At 31.4% G+C, this 18,544-nt stretch carries 13 protein-coding genes, 1 tRNA gene and 2 pseudogenes; 4 read left to right on the top strand and 12 right to left on the bottom strand.

Features of this window, described 5'->3' with window-relative positions; all coding sequences use genetic code 11:
- Positions 1-19: 19 nt before the first annotated feature.
- The 3 genes and pseudogenes from ACFEL2_RS07505 to ACFEL2_RS07495 form a co-directional block, all read right to left on the bottom strand.
- Complete coding sequence (locus tag ACFEL2_RS07505) at positions 20-637, bottom strand: PDDEXK nuclease domain-containing protein (RefSeq protein ID WP_375332402.1); 618 nt, start codon at positions 635-637, stop codon at positions 20-22.
- Positions 635-1,075 (bottom strand): annotated as a pseudogene (locus ACFEL2_RS07500) (DUF1016 N-terminal domain-containing protein); the annotation flags it as partial. The gene ACFEL2_RS07505 and the pseudogene ACFEL2_RS07500, both read right to left, overlap by 3 nt.
- Before the next feature lie 83 nt (positions 1,076-1,158).
- Complete coding sequence (locus ACFEL2_RS07495) at positions 1,159-1,410, bottom strand: PH domain-containing protein (protein WP_375331921.1); 252 nt, start codon at positions 1,408-1,410, stop codon at positions 1,159-1,161.
- Positions 1,411-1,499: 89 nt separating this feature from the next.
- On the opposite strand from ACFEL2_RS07495, the pseudogene ACFEL2_RS07490 reads away from it, so the two are divergent.
- Positions 1,500-1,892, top strand: a pseudogene (locus ACFEL2_RS07490) (transposase family protein); the annotation flags it as partial.
- A 196-nt stretch (positions 1,893-2,088) separates the two neighbouring features.
- On the opposite strand, the gene ACFEL2_RS07485 reads toward ACFEL2_RS07490, so the two are convergent.
- Positions 2,089-2,178: transfer RNA gene (locus ACFEL2_RS07485), tRNA-Ser, on the bottom strand.
- A 217-nt stretch (positions 2,179-2,395) separates the two neighbouring features.
- Here ACFEL2_RS07485 and ACFEL2_RS07480 point away from each other — a divergent pair.
- Positions 2,396-2,809 (top strand): helix-turn-helix domain-containing protein, encoded by a 414-nt coding sequence (locus ACFEL2_RS07480; RefSeq protein WP_341751650.1) that lies wholly within the window; start codon positions 2,396-2,398, stop codon positions 2,807-2,809.
- On the opposite strand, the gene ACFEL2_RS07475 is transcribed toward ACFEL2_RS07480, so the two are convergent.
- From ACFEL2_RS07475 to ACFEL2_RS07450, 6 genes are all read right to left on the bottom strand, one after another.
- Entirely contained in the window at positions 2,806-3,909 is a 1,104-nt protein-coding gene (locus ACFEL2_RS07475; RefSeq protein ID WP_375331920.1) for a tetratricopeptide repeat protein, read from the bottom strand. The two genes, ACFEL2_RS07480 and ACFEL2_RS07475, sit on opposite strands and share 4 nt — an antisense overlap.
- The gene (locus tag ACFEL2_RS07470) at positions 3,909-5,042 is read right to left on the bottom strand and encodes a hypothetical protein (RefSeq protein ID WP_375331919.1); all 1,134 of its coding nucleotides are present in this window, start codon (positions 5,040-5,042) and stop codon (positions 3,909-3,911) included. The genes ACFEL2_RS07475 and ACFEL2_RS07470 overlap by 1 nt, the downstream gene beginning before the upstream one ends.
- Positions 5,035-6,339, bottom strand: coding sequence for a hypothetical protein (locus ACFEL2_RS07465; RefSeq protein ID WP_341751653.1), 1,305 nt, complete (start codon positions 6,337-6,339; stop codon positions 5,035-5,037). Before ACFEL2_RS07465 ends, ACFEL2_RS07470 begins: the two co-directional genes overlap by 8 nt.
- Positions 6,340-7,021: 682 nt before the next feature.
- A complete protein-coding gene (gene pgsA, locus ACFEL2_RS07460) occupies positions 7,022-7,570 on the bottom strand; it encodes a CDP-diacylglycerol--glycerol-3-phosphate 3-phosphatidyltransferase (protein WP_341754986.1) in 549 nt (182 codons plus the stop codon).
- 139 nt (positions 7,571-7,709) lie between these two features.
- The gene (locus ACFEL2_RS07455; RefSeq protein ID WP_375331918.1) at positions 7,710-10,439 is read right to left on the bottom strand and encodes an ankyrin repeat domain-containing protein; all 2,730 of its coding nucleotides are present in this window, start codon (positions 10,437-10,439) and stop codon (positions 7,710-7,712) included.
- A 404-nt stretch (positions 10,440-10,843) separates the two neighbouring features.
- Positions 10,844-13,240, bottom strand: coding sequence for an AsmA family protein (locus ACFEL2_RS07450; protein WP_375331917.1), 2,397 nt, complete (start codon positions 13,238-13,240; stop codon positions 10,844-10,846).
- Between the two features lie 231 nt (positions 13,241-13,471).
- Between ACFEL2_RS07450 and ACFEL2_RS07445 the strand changes: the two genes are divergently transcribed.
- Positions 13,472-15,169 (top strand): ABC transporter ATP-binding protein, encoded by a 1,698-nt coding sequence (locus tag ACFEL2_RS07445; protein WP_375331916.1) that lies wholly within the window; start codon positions 13,472-13,474, stop codon positions 15,167-15,169.
- A gap of 100 nt (positions 15,170-15,269) precedes the next feature.
- Here ACFEL2_RS07445 and ACFEL2_RS07440 read toward each other — a convergent pair whose 3' ends face one another.
- Positions 15,270-16,199, bottom strand: coding sequence for a peptidoglycan DD-metalloendopeptidase family protein (locus ACFEL2_RS07440; protein ID WP_375331915.1), 930 nt, complete (start codon positions 16,197-16,199; stop codon positions 15,270-15,272).
- Positions 16,200-16,290: 91 nt separating this feature from the next.
- Between ACFEL2_RS07440 and rpiB the strand changes: the two genes are divergently transcribed.
- Positions 16,291-16,725 carry a ribose 5-phosphate isomerase B gene (gene rpiB / locus ACFEL2_RS07435; protein ID WP_341747329.1) on the top strand — a complete coding sequence of 145 codons (435 nt, stop codon included), beginning with the start codon at positions 16,291-16,293 and terminating at the stop codon, positions 16,723-16,725.
- Between the two features lie 254 nt (positions 16,726-16,979).
- Here rpiB and ACFEL2_RS07430 read toward each other — a convergent pair whose 3' ends face one another.
- Positions 16,980-18,413, bottom strand: coding sequence for an ankyrin repeat domain-containing protein (locus tag ACFEL2_RS07430; protein WP_375331914.1), 1,434 nt, complete (start codon positions 18,411-18,413; stop codon positions 16,980-16,982).
- Between the last annotated feature and the right edge of the window lie 131 nt (positions 18,414-18,544).

Here is an 18,544-nt window from a genome sequence, read left to right as displayed (position 1 = left end):
TAATAACATTCATAATTTACTAATGCTTTTTTATTTCTACTGCTTTTTGGTCATATCGATTTTTTGCTTGTAGGACTATTTCCTGAATTTTTTTCTCAAAGACCTTAATAGGTGGCAATTCAGTCCAATATTCTGCTACATGTATGCCACTTGCTGATACATCCAAAAGCTCAATTTGAGCATGTGATTTTTCAGTGCAGAGAATAATGCCAATTGGCGGGTTTTCTCCTTCAAAGGTCTCATACTTCTTAAGCCAATTTATATAAAGCTCCATTTGCCCTTTATATTCTGCCTTAAATTTGCCAGTTTTGAGTTCAATCGCTACTAACCTTTTGAGTTTCCGGTTATACATAAGTAAATCTAAGTAAAAATGCTCATTATCTATGGTCATTCGCCTTTGACGTGCAACAAATGAGAATCCTGTACCAAGCTCTAAAATAAATTGTTCAATTTGCTGCAAAATAGCACTTTCTAGATCACTTTCATAAGGTGCATCCGGCAAATTTAAAAATTCTAATATGTATGGGTCTTTTAACACTAACTCTGGAACTAACTCATTATTTGATTTTAATAACGACAAGATTTGTCCACTATGTTTTTCAGATTTCTTGGATAATTCGCTTCTTTCATAAGTCATCTTATGGATGCTAGTGCGAAGTTGCCGTACACTCCAATTACCTTGTATACACATATATGCGTAAAATTCTCTTTGGTTTTGTTCTTTCAATGGCAATAACTCTATTATATGACTCCAGCTCAATTGGTTCGACAGTGTCGAACTAATCTCTATATTCGAAAAATGATCATAAAATTGGATCATTCTTACAAGTGATATACGAGAAAAACTTTTACCATACTCTAGAGATAAATGTTGTGCTAAAAATTGGACAACTTGCTTTCCATACTATGCTCTTTGATCTTTTAAGATTTCTTCCTTAATTCTCTTACCTACGTGCCAATATACCATAGTCATCTCAGAGTTTGCTACTCTTGCTACTCGGTTCTTGGCTTGAGTGATCAGAAGTTTTATATCCTCTATCAAAGAATTATGGTCATTCGTTATTATTTGGTTCATTTGTTTTTCCTATTATTGCATATGGTTATTTTAATTATGATTTCTTATGCTCAGCTATTCTTGCTTGAATCAACTCGTAAACTTCATGGGGATTTTAAGTTGAAAAAATCAATCCCTGCACCCTCTATACTGGCATTAGTAGTCATTGAAATTATTCCAAGTTCAAACCACCTTTGAATAAAATTTTGCTTTAAAGTGATTTCTTTAATATCTTCGTATTTAATGTTCTTTTGTTTATAATTTATAAAACTATTGATATAAGATATTTTATCTTTGTCAATTATAAATTCATCAAATAAATAAGAAAAACGAAGAGAGCAAATAAAACAAAACACTAGTACACTATAAAAAACAAAAAATAGACTTCTTTCGAAATTAGGCAATGGTGTAGAATGGTGTTATAAATATCTGATTTGAAGTAATAATGAAATTCGAACATATTAAAGAGTTAGAGGATGAAAAATTTCGTCGATTAACAGGAGTAAGGAAGAGAACATTCTCAAAGATGGTGGATATTTTGAGGCAAGCTGATGGTCTTAAGAAATCAAAAGGAGGGCGTAAAAATAAGCTCAATTTGGAGGAACAGTTGCTGATGACCTTAGAATATCTTAGAGAATACCGTACTTATTTCCATATAGGTCAGAACTATGGGATTAGTGAAAGTTCAGCATATAAAGCTGTTAAATGGGTAGAAGACACCCTAGTTAAACACCCAAACTTTGCTCTTCCATGTCGTAAAGCTCTAATGAAGAGTGATATGAATTATGAAGTAGTCTTGATTGATGCTACTGAGAGTCCTATAGAAAGACCTAAAAAAACAAAAATTATACCGCTACAACGCTGATAACTCTAGCATCTGAAGCCTATGAAACTTTTAAGGGTTCTGAAAGCCCTCAAAAACGCAAAATGATAAATTTCGTATTTCAGAACCTTAAACGTCAGGAGCAAAAAACTTGAGACCTCTCTACGTTTCCCTTTCGATATTTTTAAAAAAACGATGACTTGTACCACAGTGGCGGATAGGGTGGGATTCGAACCCACGGTACGGTTGCCCGCACGCTAGTTTTCAAGACTAGATCCTTAAACCACTCGGACACCTATCCAAGGTAATACATATCAGATAGATTAAAAAAATTCAAGTATAAATGTTTATAAGAGGGGTCAGGGTAATTTAAATTTTTTAGTAGATCATTAAAAATTAGTGTTACAAACTCCCATGATCTAAAATAATTAATTATAATTAATTATTTTAGTTATTTACTTTTTGATGGTTATACCTTATTATCTAGAAATATTAATTTTATATATAGAATCTTATCTATGGCAAATTTACAAACCAAACTTAGCTCATTAATGGTGCAAAAAAATATAAATGCTGTAGAGATAGAGAAAAAAACTGGATTAAGTAGAAATACTGTTTATAGCATTTTGTATGGTAGTTCAAAAAACCCTAGTGCTAATAATTTACAATTAATTGCAAAAGCCTTAGATATTAGCCTAGAAGCTCTTGTTGTTGATAACGAAATAAGCCATGAAGTGCTAACTATTGATCAAATGAAAATTTTTAGTAAAGCCACTAGTGCAACAATTAATATGTTAATTGAAAGAAACTTAAACTTTTCATTTACAAATCTTACAGTTCTAATAAAAGAAGTATATGAATATGCACTGAAAAAACAGTCTGTTGATAATACATTTATAGATTGGATGATTGATAAATATCACAAACCTTAATCTTGCTTTACCCATAAATCCATGTCATATTGTTTACAATATTCAAACATGGCAATAGTATTAGGGTGATTTATTCCAAATTCCTTAATTTGTGGTTTACCAAAGAATTTATAATTATATAAATCTTTGTTTTTACAAGCTGCTTTTGCTCCTTTGTTATATAACTCACTTACTTGAACAACATTTTTACTTTTATCCCCATAGAAATAGTGGTATATAGCATAAGCTTTTTTATAAGATTCTATACTTCCTTTAATGTTACCTTGAGCAAGTAAAATATCACCTTGTACTACATAACCTGCTGCTAAATCTGGATCTTCCAAATGATCTATATTCTTAGGATTTCTACGTTCATCTGCTAAAAATATTGTTATAGCTTTATTAATATGATCTAAAGCAATATCTATTTTATTTAATCCTAATTCACTTTTTGCCATTTGTGTATAAATATAACCTAATGCCTCTTGGTTTACAGATTTATGCATATTATATACTTGTTGAGTTTGAACATAAGCTTCTTGATATTTGCCAATAGAGCTTAATATTGCTGCCCTAAGTAAATAATCTCTAGTAAAACCTAGATCATTAGGATCTAACGTCTTCCATACCTCGATGCCTTTATTGACGTATTCTAAAGCTTCATTATATTTACCTTGAATAAAAAATATTCTAGCTTTTACATGATATAATATAAATATATCTCCTCCATCTATCCTATGTTTAAATAGCTTCTCCATTTCGTTAATAATTTCTTCAGCAGTTTTTATATTACCTAAATATACATGAGTTAGAGCAATGTTTAAGCTACAGTTAAATTTAGAATAAATATAATCATAATCATCACCTAGGGTATCTAAAACTTTAAGTGCTTTAGTTAAATAAGAAATAGTTTTTTGATAATTTATCGATGTTATTCTATTGTAAAGCCCTACTCCTACTAAATATCTAGCGTAACAGAATTTTTGATAAGTAGACATTTGCCAAAATTTAAACTGTTCGTCGTGTTCTTTTTGCTCAAACCAGTTAACCATTGGCTTTGATTTGTATAGATTCCAGGCATTCATATATGAGGCAAATAATTGCAATCTTAAGTTAAGCATTAAATATATGTTAATATTATATTTTCAGCATTTTGAAAAATAATCTCTAAATTTTCGGATATAGTCTTAGTAGCTCTCCATACATGGGCAGAATGCACTCCTTTGAGTTTAGGTAATTTTAGAATAATATCCTCTAAACATATTTTATTGTTTTTATCCCCATTTATCTCCATTATTTTGTTGCTAACTACATCATTCATTTCAAAAATAGGATTATCCTGATTAGAATCAATATTGCTAATCAACATAAACTTAGATAATTGGTATATATCATCATCGAGAGTATTCTTGTTATCAGTAATTATAGCAAGTAATTGTTTTGAGAAACTTTGGTTATTTATCAAAGCTATTTTATTAAGTAACTTTACCGCACTAGGCTTTAATTCCTTTATAGCCATACTAATATTTGTTGCTATTTTATCAGTTGATTGATAAATTTTCTTTTTATATTCTTCTTTATCTAGACCTTTAATTTTATTTAGTAATTGGATTCCTTGAACTATAAGTATTGGATAACCACTAAAAGATTGCGTTAAAAATTCGATACTATTTTTATCTTTATTATCCAATAAAGTATTAGCCAAAGTTACGATAGTAGGTTTATCAAATAAGGTCATTAATATAACATTAGGTAATCTTTCGTTATTTTGAGAACAAAACACGACCTGACCATTATGTTCCCAATCAATAAAGTTTTGCACTTTTTTATTTTCATTAACTTTTAAATTATCAAACACCAATAACCATTTACTAGTAGAAGTTAAATATGACATTACTTCTTTTTTGGCTAGAGTTAATGCCTCAGATATATTAGTTTGTTTGACCATATTGAGTTGTTGGGCTAATTTAACAAATTGTTCATTCAGGTCTAGGTTACAATCAAACAACCAGATTAGATCATAATTATTTTTATTCTCATAAGTATACATCCTAATTAACTGAGTTTTACCTATACCACTTGTACCAACTATACTTGCTTGTCTATATTTACCTAAATGTTTCTCAAGCATTTTAATTTGTTGCTCATGATTAATAAAATAGCTAACTGGAGTGATCAAATTAGATATTTGTGTATGGGCAAATGAATTATTGACTATAAATAATACCATAAGTGGTAATAAATATTTATTCATTTTTCTTCCTCGTTAAAGAAGCTAGTATAATCACATTATTTTCTGTTTTTATTGGTTGTTGGTTACTTTTATTTTCCTGTCTTATGCTTGAATCATTTGGATAGATTTCTATAATATTGCTTTGGTTATAACTTATTTTATAGTTGAATCCATCAGCTCTTAATATATTAAATACTTGACTTAAATTAAGTAAAAAAGGGTTAGCATGCGTTTTGAAAAAATGATTTGATGTTTTGAGCAGTTCTTCTGCTGTCATTATAGGATAACCGTCATATTCAAAACGTAGCTCTATTTTTTGTTTTATATCATCAATAGTTAATCTAATATTGTGTTTGGTAGTAGAAGATTGTTTTTTTAACAAAAAAAATAGATAGTTAATAACACTATAAATGATTTGGTACAACGCTGCATTAGAAGCAAAATATAATACTTTTGCTTTGCTTGAAATTTCAACCGATATATTTTCGTCTTCCTGATTAAATCTATCAGTAAATAAGTCAACTAATTTACTGGCATTAATTTCTTCTATTTTATTTTCTTGATACAGAAGTATAGAGCAAGGTACTTTATCACCAAAGTTTTTTAACCTATAATCCTTGATCATATCTTCTTGATTGTTAGAACTCTTATCAAGCAAGGATATTTGATTAGCTTCCTGAGCAAATAAACAATTAATTTCTAAATCTTTTTGTTTATTGAAATCATTATTCCAAATTTTTCTCATTAAAGAGGTCTTGCAATTTTTTAATTCCTGCTGATAATTAAACTTAAGCTGTTCTAATTCTGTAGCATGTTTGTCTTGATAATGTAATGCATACGATTTATTGAAACTCTTAAATAAGCTTTTAAAGAGAAAATATAACAATAGAAGATTAGCAGTAATAAATGCAGTTAATATCCAAAATGGTCTTTTAATATCTGCTTTTACTTTATGCCAATATGTACTATTAATTGCCAAACTAATATTAAGTTGGTTAGAAGCGTTGATAGGATATATTTTATCTATTTGATAATTTTGAGTTTTGATATTTGAATAAAGAAATTTTTTATTGAGTTCTATTTTGTAATAAATGAATTCCGGAATATGCTGATTCAATAATGCTCCAAAATTAAAAAGATTATAGTTTATACATTTTTCTGCCTCATTACATATCTCAAGTTCACTACCATTACTATTGATTGTAACATTTTTTTCCTGAATATTGCTAGATAAATGATACGCTAGAGAAGAGATTTTATTCATACTTACTGCTAGTATTTTATTATACTGGTTTTGTAGAATTTGTGTTTTTTCCATTTCAACTTTAGCATTATAATATTTATACAATGAAGCTATGATTGTACTATAAACTATAAAAATTAAGATAAATATCTGGAATAAATTTTGCTTTAATTTATCTAAATATGGTGAATTTTGCTCCTTCATAACCCAATAAACTAATAGTTAGAGATTCACAGCTATTCTTTTGTTTGAAACGTAAGTTGGCTGCTTATAATAGTTGCGTAATGTATACTGCTCGTAAATGAAGAATTGATAGACGATAGAATCAAAATCATGATAGTAGCAGGAATTACCAAGTCGAGGTGCTAGGCGTACATATAGTACGTGAGCACCGCAGATATTAGACTTACTGCATAAGTCAATCTAGTTGGTGATTTTGTCGTCGAAACTCGCCTCCGCTCCTCACGTACGTCTGTGTACGCGAAGGTAGCCGGCTTCGTTTCTCCTAAGAATCCCGAAAGCTTCTTTGATTTATGCAGCAAGTCTATTGGATAATGACGACGCCAATTCTTGATTTTCATCGAGTATATCTAAAACATTTAGGATTAATACCTATTATTTAATTATATATCATACTTTTTATGCTACACTAAGTTACTATTATATCAATAATTTTATTTTTTATTATAATAAATAATTGCTCTTAGATGGTACAATTTAAATCAATAGTGATATTTTGGCTTAGGGACTAATTTGCTCAAAAATATTTACTACAGGCCTTCAAATATGAATATCCGGTTACTACAGTTAAAAGTGCAGCAATCCATAAAGCTATTTGGCCTATTAAATCCATATAAATTATACCTGAACCTTTAGAACCAAGAATTAACGCTGACAAAGCAAACATTTGGGTAAATGTTTTAATCTTAGCTAATCTAGACACAGGAATACTTACTTGAATTAAAGCTAGAAATTCACGTAGTCCAGCCACTAAAAATTCACGAGCTAAAATTAATAAGCACGGTATCTCTCCCGCTGCTCCTTTTTTTACCAACATTATAATTACACAACCTACTAATAATTTATCAGCTATTGGATCAAACATTTTACCAAACCCTGATACTAAATCAAATTTTCTAGCAAGATAACCGTCAAAAAAATCAGTAATACTAGCTATAATAAATAATAACGCTGCAATTCTATGAGCGAGTTTGGAGTTATCTAGATAAAAGGTTATTACAATAATTGGAATAACCACAATACGAGCTATCGTCAGATAATTTGGTATATTTTTATCAATATTCATTTATTATATATTTTTACTTCTTGATTTCTTGAGGAAATGACAACGACGGATTATGACCTAAATCCAAGAAAATAGGAACAAATTTTTATAGAATAACTTAAAAGAACTAACCTAGGTTGCCGTAACTTAAATGCTAGTATCAATCATCATTAACGCCTAATACTTTCATCTCCTCATGTTCTTGTAAACTCATTGCTAAAATCAAGTCTAAATCTAACTCTTGTGTACTAGTACTACACTCAGACTCTTTAGGAAGAGAAGCTAAATAAGATGTTTTACCATCTACGTAAATAATTTTTAATTTGCTTTCTCTTGCCGCCTTCTTTGTCTCCTTATGATTACCTTGTTTGTTAAAACAAATTAAGTAGTTACCTTGAGGATCTTTATATATCTGATCTGTATACAATCGCTCATCGTCTCCAAAAATTTTAGCTTCCATAAATTTGTTAGGTACAATTTTTATCCCAGTACTATCATATTTACTAATTAATCCTTTTGATATGGCAGCCTCAAATTTCTTGAGTAGTGGATGATCCAATTTACCCGCTAGCTTTCGATCGATCGTCACATAAAAATTTGGTTTATCTTCTATAGGATAAACATCTTGTTGATTAGAGGTATAAGTATCTTTACCTATACACCAAATAGATGGTTGCTCTTTAACAGCAGTATCTACTGACTTTTTAAGTAAAGCTTGTTTCTGTTGTTGGAAATAGGCATGAATTGCCTTTGGATCGAGATTAGCAATAAAATCATTTAACTCATCGGGCTCTTTTATCAAATCGATTGAAACAATATTACCTTCTTCTGTAGTGTCTGCGATAGCAGACTGGACTAGGAGTATTTCTTTTTGCAGTGCTTGAAGCCTTTCTATTAGTAAAATAAATATCTTTGATATCCCTATAGTTGACAAATCTAAACTAGTTGAATTCTGTAAATAAGAACGTGCTTGGTCAAAATTGCCTTTTTCTACATCTATATAAAAAGCAAACTCATTAGCATAAGACAGTAATAGAGCTGGCTTGTCACCTAAATGAGCATTAGTTTTTAGAAAATTTAAGCAGGCTTCAGATTCTTCTTCCATCTCATGTTGTTTATAAAATACAAATTCTAGATATTTAAGAGGAAGAAAACCATGATGTTGTAAAATTTCGTTATGTTTTTGGTACTTCTCTTCAATAAATTTTAACCCTTTGTCCCAAAGCCCAGCTTCTTTACAAATTTCCAATATTTTAAATAGCTGAGTTGGTACATTATGTTCCTCCATACAAATATTGATTTCATCGCAACACTCAATGGCTTTGCCAAATTCCTTCTTTTGTAGAAAGAATCTTACCCATATTTCTTTATAAATCTCTAGGTAGGATTCCAAACCTTCAAGTGTATTGTTCTGGAAAAACGTACTTAATAATTGCGAGAGGGAAGCATCTGGTTTAGAGGCAAATTCAAGCATTATATTAGATAAATTTTTAAGCATTGGATTTTTGACCTCCTGTGCATGACTTTTTAATAATGTTATGCTAGAAGCATCTGGGGTAAAATCAATAATTTTAAACCTTGTTTTAACATTGTTAAGCATTATTTCATATAAATCTCTAAGATCACTATCGTTAATTTTCCCTATTTGCTTTGAAGCATTGTCAATATCAACAAGAGTAAGATAATGTTTTAATTTCTCTATTATTGCGTCCTGATCACTTGGCTTTGTTTCCTCTGCTTGGGCAAAATAGTCTAAAGACTTTGTTGTATCAAGATGTTTCCACGCTAATCCTAGATTAAATAAGATTTCATATAACGATCCCTTATAGGTCTCAGTTTGTAATTTTTCGGAACTATTAAGCAAAGAATTATGGGCATATTCAGCATATTTAATAGCATTATGGTAATCTGCTGCTCTTAAATGCTCTACACACATTACATTGTATAATACTATTGAGATAGTAGGTAACTCATGGGCTACAGCTTTATCTATGATATATTTTTGCAATTCAGCACTATCTTCATATTTATAGTACTGATATAATTTAACTAACAACTCTAAGCTCCTATTGATAGGTTCTATTTTTTTAGGAGAGTTGGGTAATTGGTTAATGAAGCTTTTTATATCATCGATAGCACTCGCAAAATATTCTTCTTTATTTCCCTCTGATAAAACAGCTCTATAAAAACTTGTTATTCCTTTATAAAATTCTAAATCTTCGTCTATCTCAGGTGGTGGTGGTGCTTTTATATCAAGTTTTGCCTTTCCTGTTACCACTAATTTATGAAGAGTGGAATAATTGTACCCTGCTTTATTCTTTATGTGTTCTTGTGCTCCATGGAATTTTAATTTCTGTACTATTGGATGGAACTTTAGTAAAGTTGCTAAGTGAAGAGGGGTATTGCCATCCGTCCTATCTTGAATATTTACTATTGCCCCCCCATTAATGATTAGAGAAATAATATCTAGACTATTAGCCATTACTGCCTTATGTAATGAAGTTTGTCCGTTATTGTCTTTATTATTAGGATCAAGTCCTACTGTAAGGAGAAAAGCAACAATGCCTTCGGCTCTATACCGGGTAGCTATATCAAGTAAAGTCTCTTGAGTTTCTGGAATTTTTTGTTGTTTTAACTCATGTAATTTCAGTTTATCAACTATCAGTTCTAATATACCTAAATTTTTATCATCTATGACTAATGCAAGTAATTCCCCAAACAAGTCTATTTGTTTTATATCAAGACAAGACTTTAAGTCAGTTGACTTAAATAATAATTCAAGTGCCGTAACGTCCCGAGCTCTAACAGCGGCTATAAAAGCCCGATTTAGAAAGACTTTATTTGATTTGCAAAAATCTAATTCTTCTTCTGTTATTATAACTCTTCCCATAAAAAAACTCTTTAATATTAATCACATGGATAATATAGCATAAAATTTAGTGCCACTAATAACAAAAGATATTTTTTTTAGAAAATTATTTGAGTATACTAACCCATAGCTACATTTTTTGTGTAATCGTCATATACTCAGGTAGAACTTCAAGAATTGGCGTTCCCGCGACTAAAGATCGAAGCTGCCTAGTTACTCATGTACGCTACGCCGCTCGACTTTGCTACTGCCTAGCTCTTCTTGAAGTTATACTATCGTCTACCAACTCTTCATTTACGAGCAGTATAATCGTCATTGCGAGATACTTTTAGTGTCGTGGCGATCTAGTGAAGTGGAGGCGTAATACTGCAAAAGATTGCCACGTCGCTGCTGTCGCAGCTCCTCGCAATGACGGTTCAGGATGACTATTTAAATAACCCTTTCAACCCTTTCTCAATGGTAGATTTTACTTTGTTGACAGGAACATTATTAGAAGGTTCTACATGTTGATCGTTTTGTGTTCCTTCTCCTTCAGATTGTTTATTTTTTCTTCCTCCAATAATATTTTTTAATATATCTTCAGGTTTCGTACCTTTCTTAACGCCATCAACCACACTATTTACTAAATTTTTCGTAAGATATTCTTTCAATGCCTTAGTATCAAGTTTATGCTGTGGATTATTTAGATTGCCATACAGGCGAACTTTCAATGGTGGTATCGAATTTATATTTACATTAATAACACTATCTATATCAAGTGTATATTTAGGCAGGTTAACATTTCCAGTAACTGTTATCTCTGACGAGGCAACATCTAATTTACCGTTTGTTATATTAACTATGCCTTGTGTTATTTCAGTATCTACAGCAAGTTTTTGAAATTTTGTTTCACCACCTGCAAAGAAACCATCGAGCATTTTTAAAATAGTTTGAAGGTCTCTAATATTTTTAAGGCTATCTAATACTTTTTGCAGATCGAATCCACTAACTTTACCGTTGGACGCCGTTAATGTTGCTTTACCAAATAAGTTACTTACATATTGCAATTGGCTCTGACCTTTTGTTTTTATATCGACTACAAAATTAACAAGTCCTTGTGTAACGTTAATTTTATCTCCTTGTGGTACTATATTTTTTAACTCGGCATCTTTAAGACTAGCTTTAAAACCAACAGGTTGATTAACTTGTGAAGAAATTTGTCCAGTAGCGGTTAAACTTCCCCCAAATAAATTACCATTTAAAGATTTAATATCCAGCACACCACCTGCAAGTAACATAGTAGTTTTGACATTATCAAAGATCAGGCTTCCTTTAATGATCTTTTGTATAGTTAAAGTTAAGTCTCCATCAAGCTTATTTAAAAATGATAAATCTATAATGTCTTTAGACCAAGGCACAGAATTATTTACACTTTGCCCAGAACTAGTAGATAAGCTATTAGATGGCACATCAGTGAAATCATCTAAATTTAGGGAAGCTATCATTATATCTGATAAAATTTTTGGTTTAGCAGATGCTAAATTGATAGTTACTGCTCCACTGAAGTTTATAGGCTTCTTTCTAAACTCAAGAGTAAATTTATTTATATTAGTTTTAAGAACTTTTTGTTGTTTAATAGTCTCACCCTTTAGCCATATATCTCCAAGACTAGTCGGTAGAGTCTTACCAAATAAACTAGCAATGGTGGGTATCTCACTAATTTTTACATTATAAGAAACCACTAGCTCTTTATCCCAATCCTTAACCCCAACATTGCCTGTTAAATTAGCTTTATCTGCAGTAAAATTAATGTCATTTAGAGATAAATTTTGATCTAAATAGGCAAAGCTTGTTGCTAGAGAAAATGTCTTATCTAATAATTTAACTCTTAAATCTACCTTATTATCTGCAAAATGGAAATTAGCGTTACCCTTAGCTAATATCTTACCTGCAGTAAAATCAATGTCACTAATTTTTAATAATTTCTTATCACTATTAATATTAAAAGTTAGCTTATGATCTAAATCGTGTAAGATAGGTATATCAGGAAAAATACTTTGCAGATTCTTAGCAGCTCCTTCCAATTTTAACTGTCCAGCAAAAGTCATATTGTCGTAAGCAAAGTTACCTGAGAAATTAACCTTTTCTTGTAGGGCATTTAAATCTACTGTTAAAGCTATGACACCTTGCCTGTCTTGTATATTACCTTTGACATCATAATTCTTACCGGAAGAATAAAACTGACAAGCTAAATCAGATGGACCGTGCAGCTCTTTGATTTCTAATCTATCAATATCTATTGTTGTTGGGATAGCATTATTACCCTTAGTCTTATCAGCAAAATCAACATAATTTAACTTAGCATCAACGATTTTAATTAAGTTGATATATAAAGAAAACGGTGCCTTGTTATCATTTATTTCACCCGTTGAAGTTTTACTAACATTGCCTGGTATTTTGGCAAATTCCCAAGAAGCCGCACCATTACGCATCCGTTCTAAATTAATTACTGGTTTGTTAATTTCAATCGTTGAAATGTCTATCTTTCCTTTAAGTAAGGATAATATAGAAAGAGAAGCAGATACTTCCTTAACTTCCAACAGAGAAGGATAATGAGCATTAGGTAGAGAAGTAAGAGTTACATCCTTAATGGTAATAGTCGGAGTGGGCAGCAAAGAGATGGTGATATCTCCATTAATTTGCAGCTCTCGACCAGTTATTTCTTTGACTTTATCAGCAGCTAGTCTTTTATATGATTCTAAGGAAATAAATAGAGGTGTTATTAGCAGTATAACAATTATTACAATGAGTAACGCTACTGAATATTTTAGAAATTTTTGCACTACAATTCTCTTTTAATTATGTAAAGAATTCATTATAGCAGGTTATAACCTTACCACTAATAAAAAAAATACTGAAGATAGTACTTAGTGGAGATATTGTAACCTGCTATAATAAAGTGCATTTTTGCATAATCTAGAAGAAATATTTTTATGGGCTCAAACTACCAACTAAAATCGTATTTATACTGCTTGGCTTACAAATACCGCATATACCTAGCTAGCATTATGCTTATGTCCATTGGTGCTTCACTGTTTAATATGTTCGTTAACTATCAAATTAAAGAGATTATTGATACTATTGCCAAAGATCCAAAAATAGATGTTACTCTACTTCTTTGGTTGTTTGCATTATATAAAATGATGAATCACGGTACGTTTTTTATCGTTAGGCTCTTTGATATTAAATACAAGCCAGCGATGCTTGCAGAAATCGTCAAAAGCACTTACAGCAAGACTATGAAACATTCTTTACATTGGTTTGATTCCCATTTATCAGGAGAAATTGCCAGTAAAATCACTGATTTTCAAGATGGTATTATAACCATAATTACTGTTCTCAATCGTTCTTTGGTACAGCTTACAACTATGGTAAGTGGCATAATATTTTTGTTCATGATGAATTATAAAATAGCAGGGGTTGTAATTGCTTTTCTTGTTGTATATGTACCAATAATGTCAGTTTTATTAAAAAAACAAGGGCAGCTGCAAGAAGAATATGTTAAGGCACGACAAGAAGCAGTAGGCATTATCAACGACTCTATTGCCAACATTTTTGGTATTAAAATTATTGGCAATGTTTGGACAGAGATGAAATTAAAGCTCCTACCTGCCATTGATAAGTGGAAAGGTTGGGATCGAAAAACTCGGGTGTATGATGCTTATTATGTAGATCTGACCGATTCCATATTACTTACTATACTAGCAGCAGCCCAAATATGGGTACTGGCATATTTATACCAAACCGAACAAATCACCGCTGGTGAATTTGCAGTTACTATAGCGGTTACTTTTAACATTGAATGGGCGATTGATCAGTTATTAGACAATATAATATTTTCCATCAACCCCAAAATTGCTGCCATCAAATCTTCATATAACTTTATTAATACTATCTCAGATGTTACTGATGCAGAAAATGCTAAGCTGCTTCCTCCTATCAAAGGGGATATTAAATATCAAGATGTCACCTTCAACTATGGTAGTGGTGGAGATAATATATTTGACAATCTTACATTGCATATCAAAGCTGGAGAAAGGATCGGAATAGTTGGTACATCAGGGGCTGGAAAAACTACCTTGATCAAATGTTTACTCCGATATTTCAATTTGCAAAGCGGAGCTATTTTAGTTGATGGATATGATATCTCACAGGTAACGGAAGAGTCGCTAAGAAGCAATATTTCAGTAATCCCGCAAGATATTACGATGTTTCATCGTTCTATTCTAGAAAATTTACAGCTAGCTAAATATGATGCTACTTTACCAGAGATTGAAGAAGCATGTAAAAAAGCTAGAATACATGATGATATTCTACGAATGCCCAATGGTTACCATTCAATAGTTGGTGAACGAGGGGTAAAAGTAAGTGGCGGACAACGGCAACGGATTGCAATCGCTAGGGCTATTTTAAAAAATGCACCAATCCTTATTTTAGATGAAGCAACATCGGCACTTGATTCACCAACCGAGTCTCTAATTCAAAAATCTATTGATGAAGTTTTGGAAACCAGTAATGCTACAACTATAGTCGTTGCTCACCGTTTATCAACATTGCTGCATATGGATCGTATTTTAGTATTCAAGCGTGGCAAAATTGTGGAAGACGGTACTCATGCTATATTAATCGCTAAAGGAGGGCTATATAAAACTCTTTGGGATGCACAATATAGAGGATTTTTGCCAAATACCCCAATTAGGGATAAGAATTGACAAATTCTTATCCCTAATTTGCGTTAGATGATAAAAATAAGAAAGCATGAAAATATAGAGTAAAACTTGATGGTATTGAAGTTTAAAGTTGTACCTAACTTTAATAATTTACATATTTCAGCGGATCAACAGCTATCTTTCCCTCGCGAATAGCAAAATGTAGCTGAGGATATTTAGCATCTCCAGTACTCCCTACATGTCCTATTATCTTGCCTTGTGAAATTGTTGCTCCTTTTTGAATAAGTAGGTCTTGCAAATGAGCATAAGCAACATAAAGGTCGCTATTATCTAACTTTATTATTAATAAATTACCAAACTTTGTATCATTACCTGCAAACACTACTTGACCTGTTGCAATAGATTCTACAGCAGTTCCTTCGTCTGCAGCAATATTAATCCCCTTGCTTTTTCCCTTAGATGTTTGCTCACCAAATTTGATAGTAATTTTACCATCGATTGGTTTGATAAATTTGGGGGTATTAATTGGTACAGCATTTTCTGCTTCTCTTATAGCACTTTTTCTTATGGATATTTCTTGGTTTTTTTTATTTAATAGCTCAGTACTAACTTTTATCATGATAATTTGAGATTTGTTAAGATGATATGGTTCAGACATGTTATTTAGCTCAGCTAATTGTTCCGCCGTTTGACCATACTCATTGGCTATCGATTCTAACGTTTCCCCTGGTTGCACCTCACGGTAGATTATCTTATTATCATCTAGCTTTACTTTTGGGACTATTATTACATCGTCTCGATTTTCAGTTTCTATGGCATTACGATCTTTTAAGAAACCAGTTGGGGCATCAAACTCTTTTTCTTTCTCATCAATTTCTCTACTTATTATTTCATCTTCATCGCTTTCTAATATGTTCTTATTCTCGGAATATGCTGTAGTTGGTGAATTGATGGTTGTAGACTTTTTGGTAAAATCCTTTCCATGATTATACTCAATAGGGGCTGGAGGTTGTGTGCTACATCCAGAAATCAAAAAGACTATAAAATAGACAAAAACTATATTACTCTTCATAACTTACCAAAAAATTTACAATTTTATTATGCAATAAACTAACTTTAATATAGAATCAAGTCTAGTATTTTTTTATCAAAATTAAGTAATTATGAAAACTTACGATCTTATAATAGCCAGTGATCACTCTGGATTTCTACTCAAGAGCAAAATTATCAGTTATTTACACGATAAAAATATATCTATTCTTGATTGTGGTACTTACAATCAAGAAATAGTGGATTATCCAGATTATTCTAAAAAAGTTGTTGATGGGATTTTAGAAAATGTAGCTCCTTTGGGAATTTTAATTTGTGGAACTGGCATAGGTATGTCAATTGCCGCAAATCGTACGTCTGAAATAAGGGCAGCTTTATGTTTTGACTTATTTATGGCAGAAAGATCAAGGGCTCATAATGATGCTAATATAATAGTGTTAGGAGCTAAAATACCTAATGAGGAACTAGCTTGTAAAATGATCGATAAATTTTTAACGACTAAATTTGAAGGTGGAAGGCATAGTGCTAGATTAGCAAAAATAAACTAACTCACCTTACGCATGGCATTTAAAAGTTATAGGGAAAATAGCCTAGAGTCATTGCTAGGAGTCACTTTGGTTGGCGACGAAGCAATACAATAAATGTGGATTGCCACTACACTTACGTGGTCTCGCAATGACGTCTTGTACTTTTCTGCAATTTTTGAATTGCCATAGGGGTTATGCGTAAGGTGAGTAAACTAATTTTTTTTGAATCCATTATTTACCTGAATTATAACAAGTGATATTAGAGCATTTCCAAACTAATTTGCTGTTGCTTTCATTATCAAACAGCCCACATTATTATTTTGTTCATCAGAGATGTCCAATGCCGTTCTACAATGATAATTAGTAGCCTTAATGTTTATACCACGCATAATTAACAATTTTGCTATATAGTAATTATTAGTTTCTGCAGCTTCATGTAAAAGAGTATAATTATCATTCCCCCTTCTTTGGATGATTGGATAATTATCCAAAAGAACCCTAAGAACAAATAAATTATTTTTTCTAACTGCCTCAAATGCTCTATCCGTTGCATCACTTACTATAGTAGTATGGAAATCACTATCATAATTATCAATAAAATTATCTATCATCTTTCTTTGCTGCTTTCTATTGTCACTATCATAAATTTTCTTAAACATTTGAATAAATGAATACATATCCATTTGCTCTAATCTTGCCTCTTCTGTAAGCTCTCCCAATACGACATCATCATTTGGTAAAAGTAACATTTGTGCTTCATCTTGTACAAATTCAGTTATTTTAGGAGATGTTTCTTTGATGGTGCTAGCTTTATCTCTTGTAATTGTAGATTGATTAGGTTGATGCTTATTTACTTCTTGCACTTCTTTGGTTACATTACTATCTTTCTCTAGGACAGTTTTATTAGAGTCATCTAGTTGCTTATCCTTTTTTACAAATACTGGTATAGGAGTTTGAGGCTTAGTCATTTTAGATTCAGTATTTTCCTTAGGTGATACTATCGGTACGATAGGAGCAGTTATTTGTGGTTCAGTAGGTTTTTTTTCTTGCGAAGAAGGCAATATATCTAGATTAGGAGCAACAACTTCTTTATTATCTGCATTACTTGGCTGTTGTAATATTACTGGATCTTTCTCTTTATCAGGTATAGTTACAGAAGGTACGATAGGAGTAATAGCTTGTGGCTCAGACTTATTACTACTCGGAATATCTATTTGAGGTTCAGACTGGGCAGATGAATCAAGTGGCTTAATAGGTACAGCATCTTTAACCTCAGTTGCTGGAAGAGTAGGAGAATCTTTGTTGGTATTACTGTCATTCTTACTAGGTGGATCTAAATCAATTTTTTGGTACGGATGTTTATATAATTGATCCAATTCTTTTGTATTTTCTAAGGTTGGTAATTTATTATTTCCTAAGTCAATAAAAGAATCTGTCTCACCTTCTTCATTATTAGTATCTTGCGGTGTGGATGCTGGTTTGCTTGATCCTGATACTTCATTATCAATTTTCTTAGAATGCATAAATTGCTGTATTTTTTCCAGCAAAGAATCTGCCTCTTCTTTCTGTTGATGTACTTTATCACTTTCTAATTGTGGCAATGCTGGGGGAAGAGGTGGTGGAGCAGCATCAGCCTTATCCATAAACAAAAAGATAGTTATTAGGACTATAAAAAATTTGTTACCTAAGATAATCTTCTTACTTTCCATGTTAAAGTACATTTATAATTATTCTCACGTTAAATTTACCCAACTCTTAAAATCATAGCAGTATACTGCTCGTAAATGAAGAGTTGGTAGACGATAGTATAACTTCAAGAAGAGCTAGGCAGTAGCAAAGT

It is taken from the genome of Candidatus Tisiphia endosymbiont of Temnostethus pusillus (genome assembly GCF_964264675.1).
Classification (GTDB): domain Bacteria; phylum Pseudomonadota; class Alphaproteobacteria; order Rickettsiales; family Rickettsiaceae; genus Tisiphia.
The sequence above is the reverse complement of the archived record's forward strand: the minus strand, read 5'-3'. Positions and strand labels throughout refer to the sequence as shown.

Coding starts and splice junctions, on each gene's coding strand:
- ACFEL2_RS07505 (WP_375332402.1), bottom strand. CDS start 637: ATGACTTATGAAAGAAGCGAATTATCCAAGAAATCTGAAAAACATAGT.
- ACFEL2_RS07480 (WP_341751650.1), top strand. CDS start 2,396: ATGGCAAATTTACAAACCAAACTTAGCTCATTAATGGTGCAAAAAAAT.
- ACFEL2_RS07475 (WP_375331920.1), bottom strand. CDS start 3,909: ATGCTTAACTTAAGATTGCAATTATTTGCCTCATATATGAATGCCTGG.
- ACFEL2_RS07470 (WP_375331919.1), bottom strand. CDS start 5,042: ATGAATAAATATTTATTACCACTTATGGTATTATTTATAGTCAATAAT.
- ACFEL2_RS07465 (WP_341751653.1), bottom strand. CDS start 6,339: ATGGAAAAAACACAAATTCTACAAAACCAGTATAATAAAATACTAGCA.
- pgsA (WP_341754986.1), bottom strand. CDS start 7,570: ATGAATATTGATAAAAATATACCAAATTATCTGACGATAGCTCGTATT.
- ACFEL2_RS07455 (WP_375331918.1), bottom strand. CDS start 10,439: ATGGGAAGAGTTATAATAACAGAAGAAGAATTAGATTTTTGCAAATCA.
- ACFEL2_RS07445 (WP_375331916.1), top strand. CDS start 13,472: ATGTCCATTGGTGCTTCACTGTTTAATATGTTCGTTAACTATCAAATT.
- ACFEL2_RS07440 (WP_375331915.1), bottom strand. CDS start 16,199: ATGAAGAGTAATATAGTTTTTGTCTATTTTATAGTCTTTTTGATTTCT.
- rpiB (WP_341747329.1), top strand. CDS start 16,291: ATGAAAACTTACGATCTTATAATAGCCAGTGATCACTCTGGATTTCTA.
- ACFEL2_RS07430 (WP_375331914.1), bottom strand. CDS start 18,413: ATGGAAAGTAAGAAGATTATCTTAGGTAACAAATTTTTTATAGTCCTA.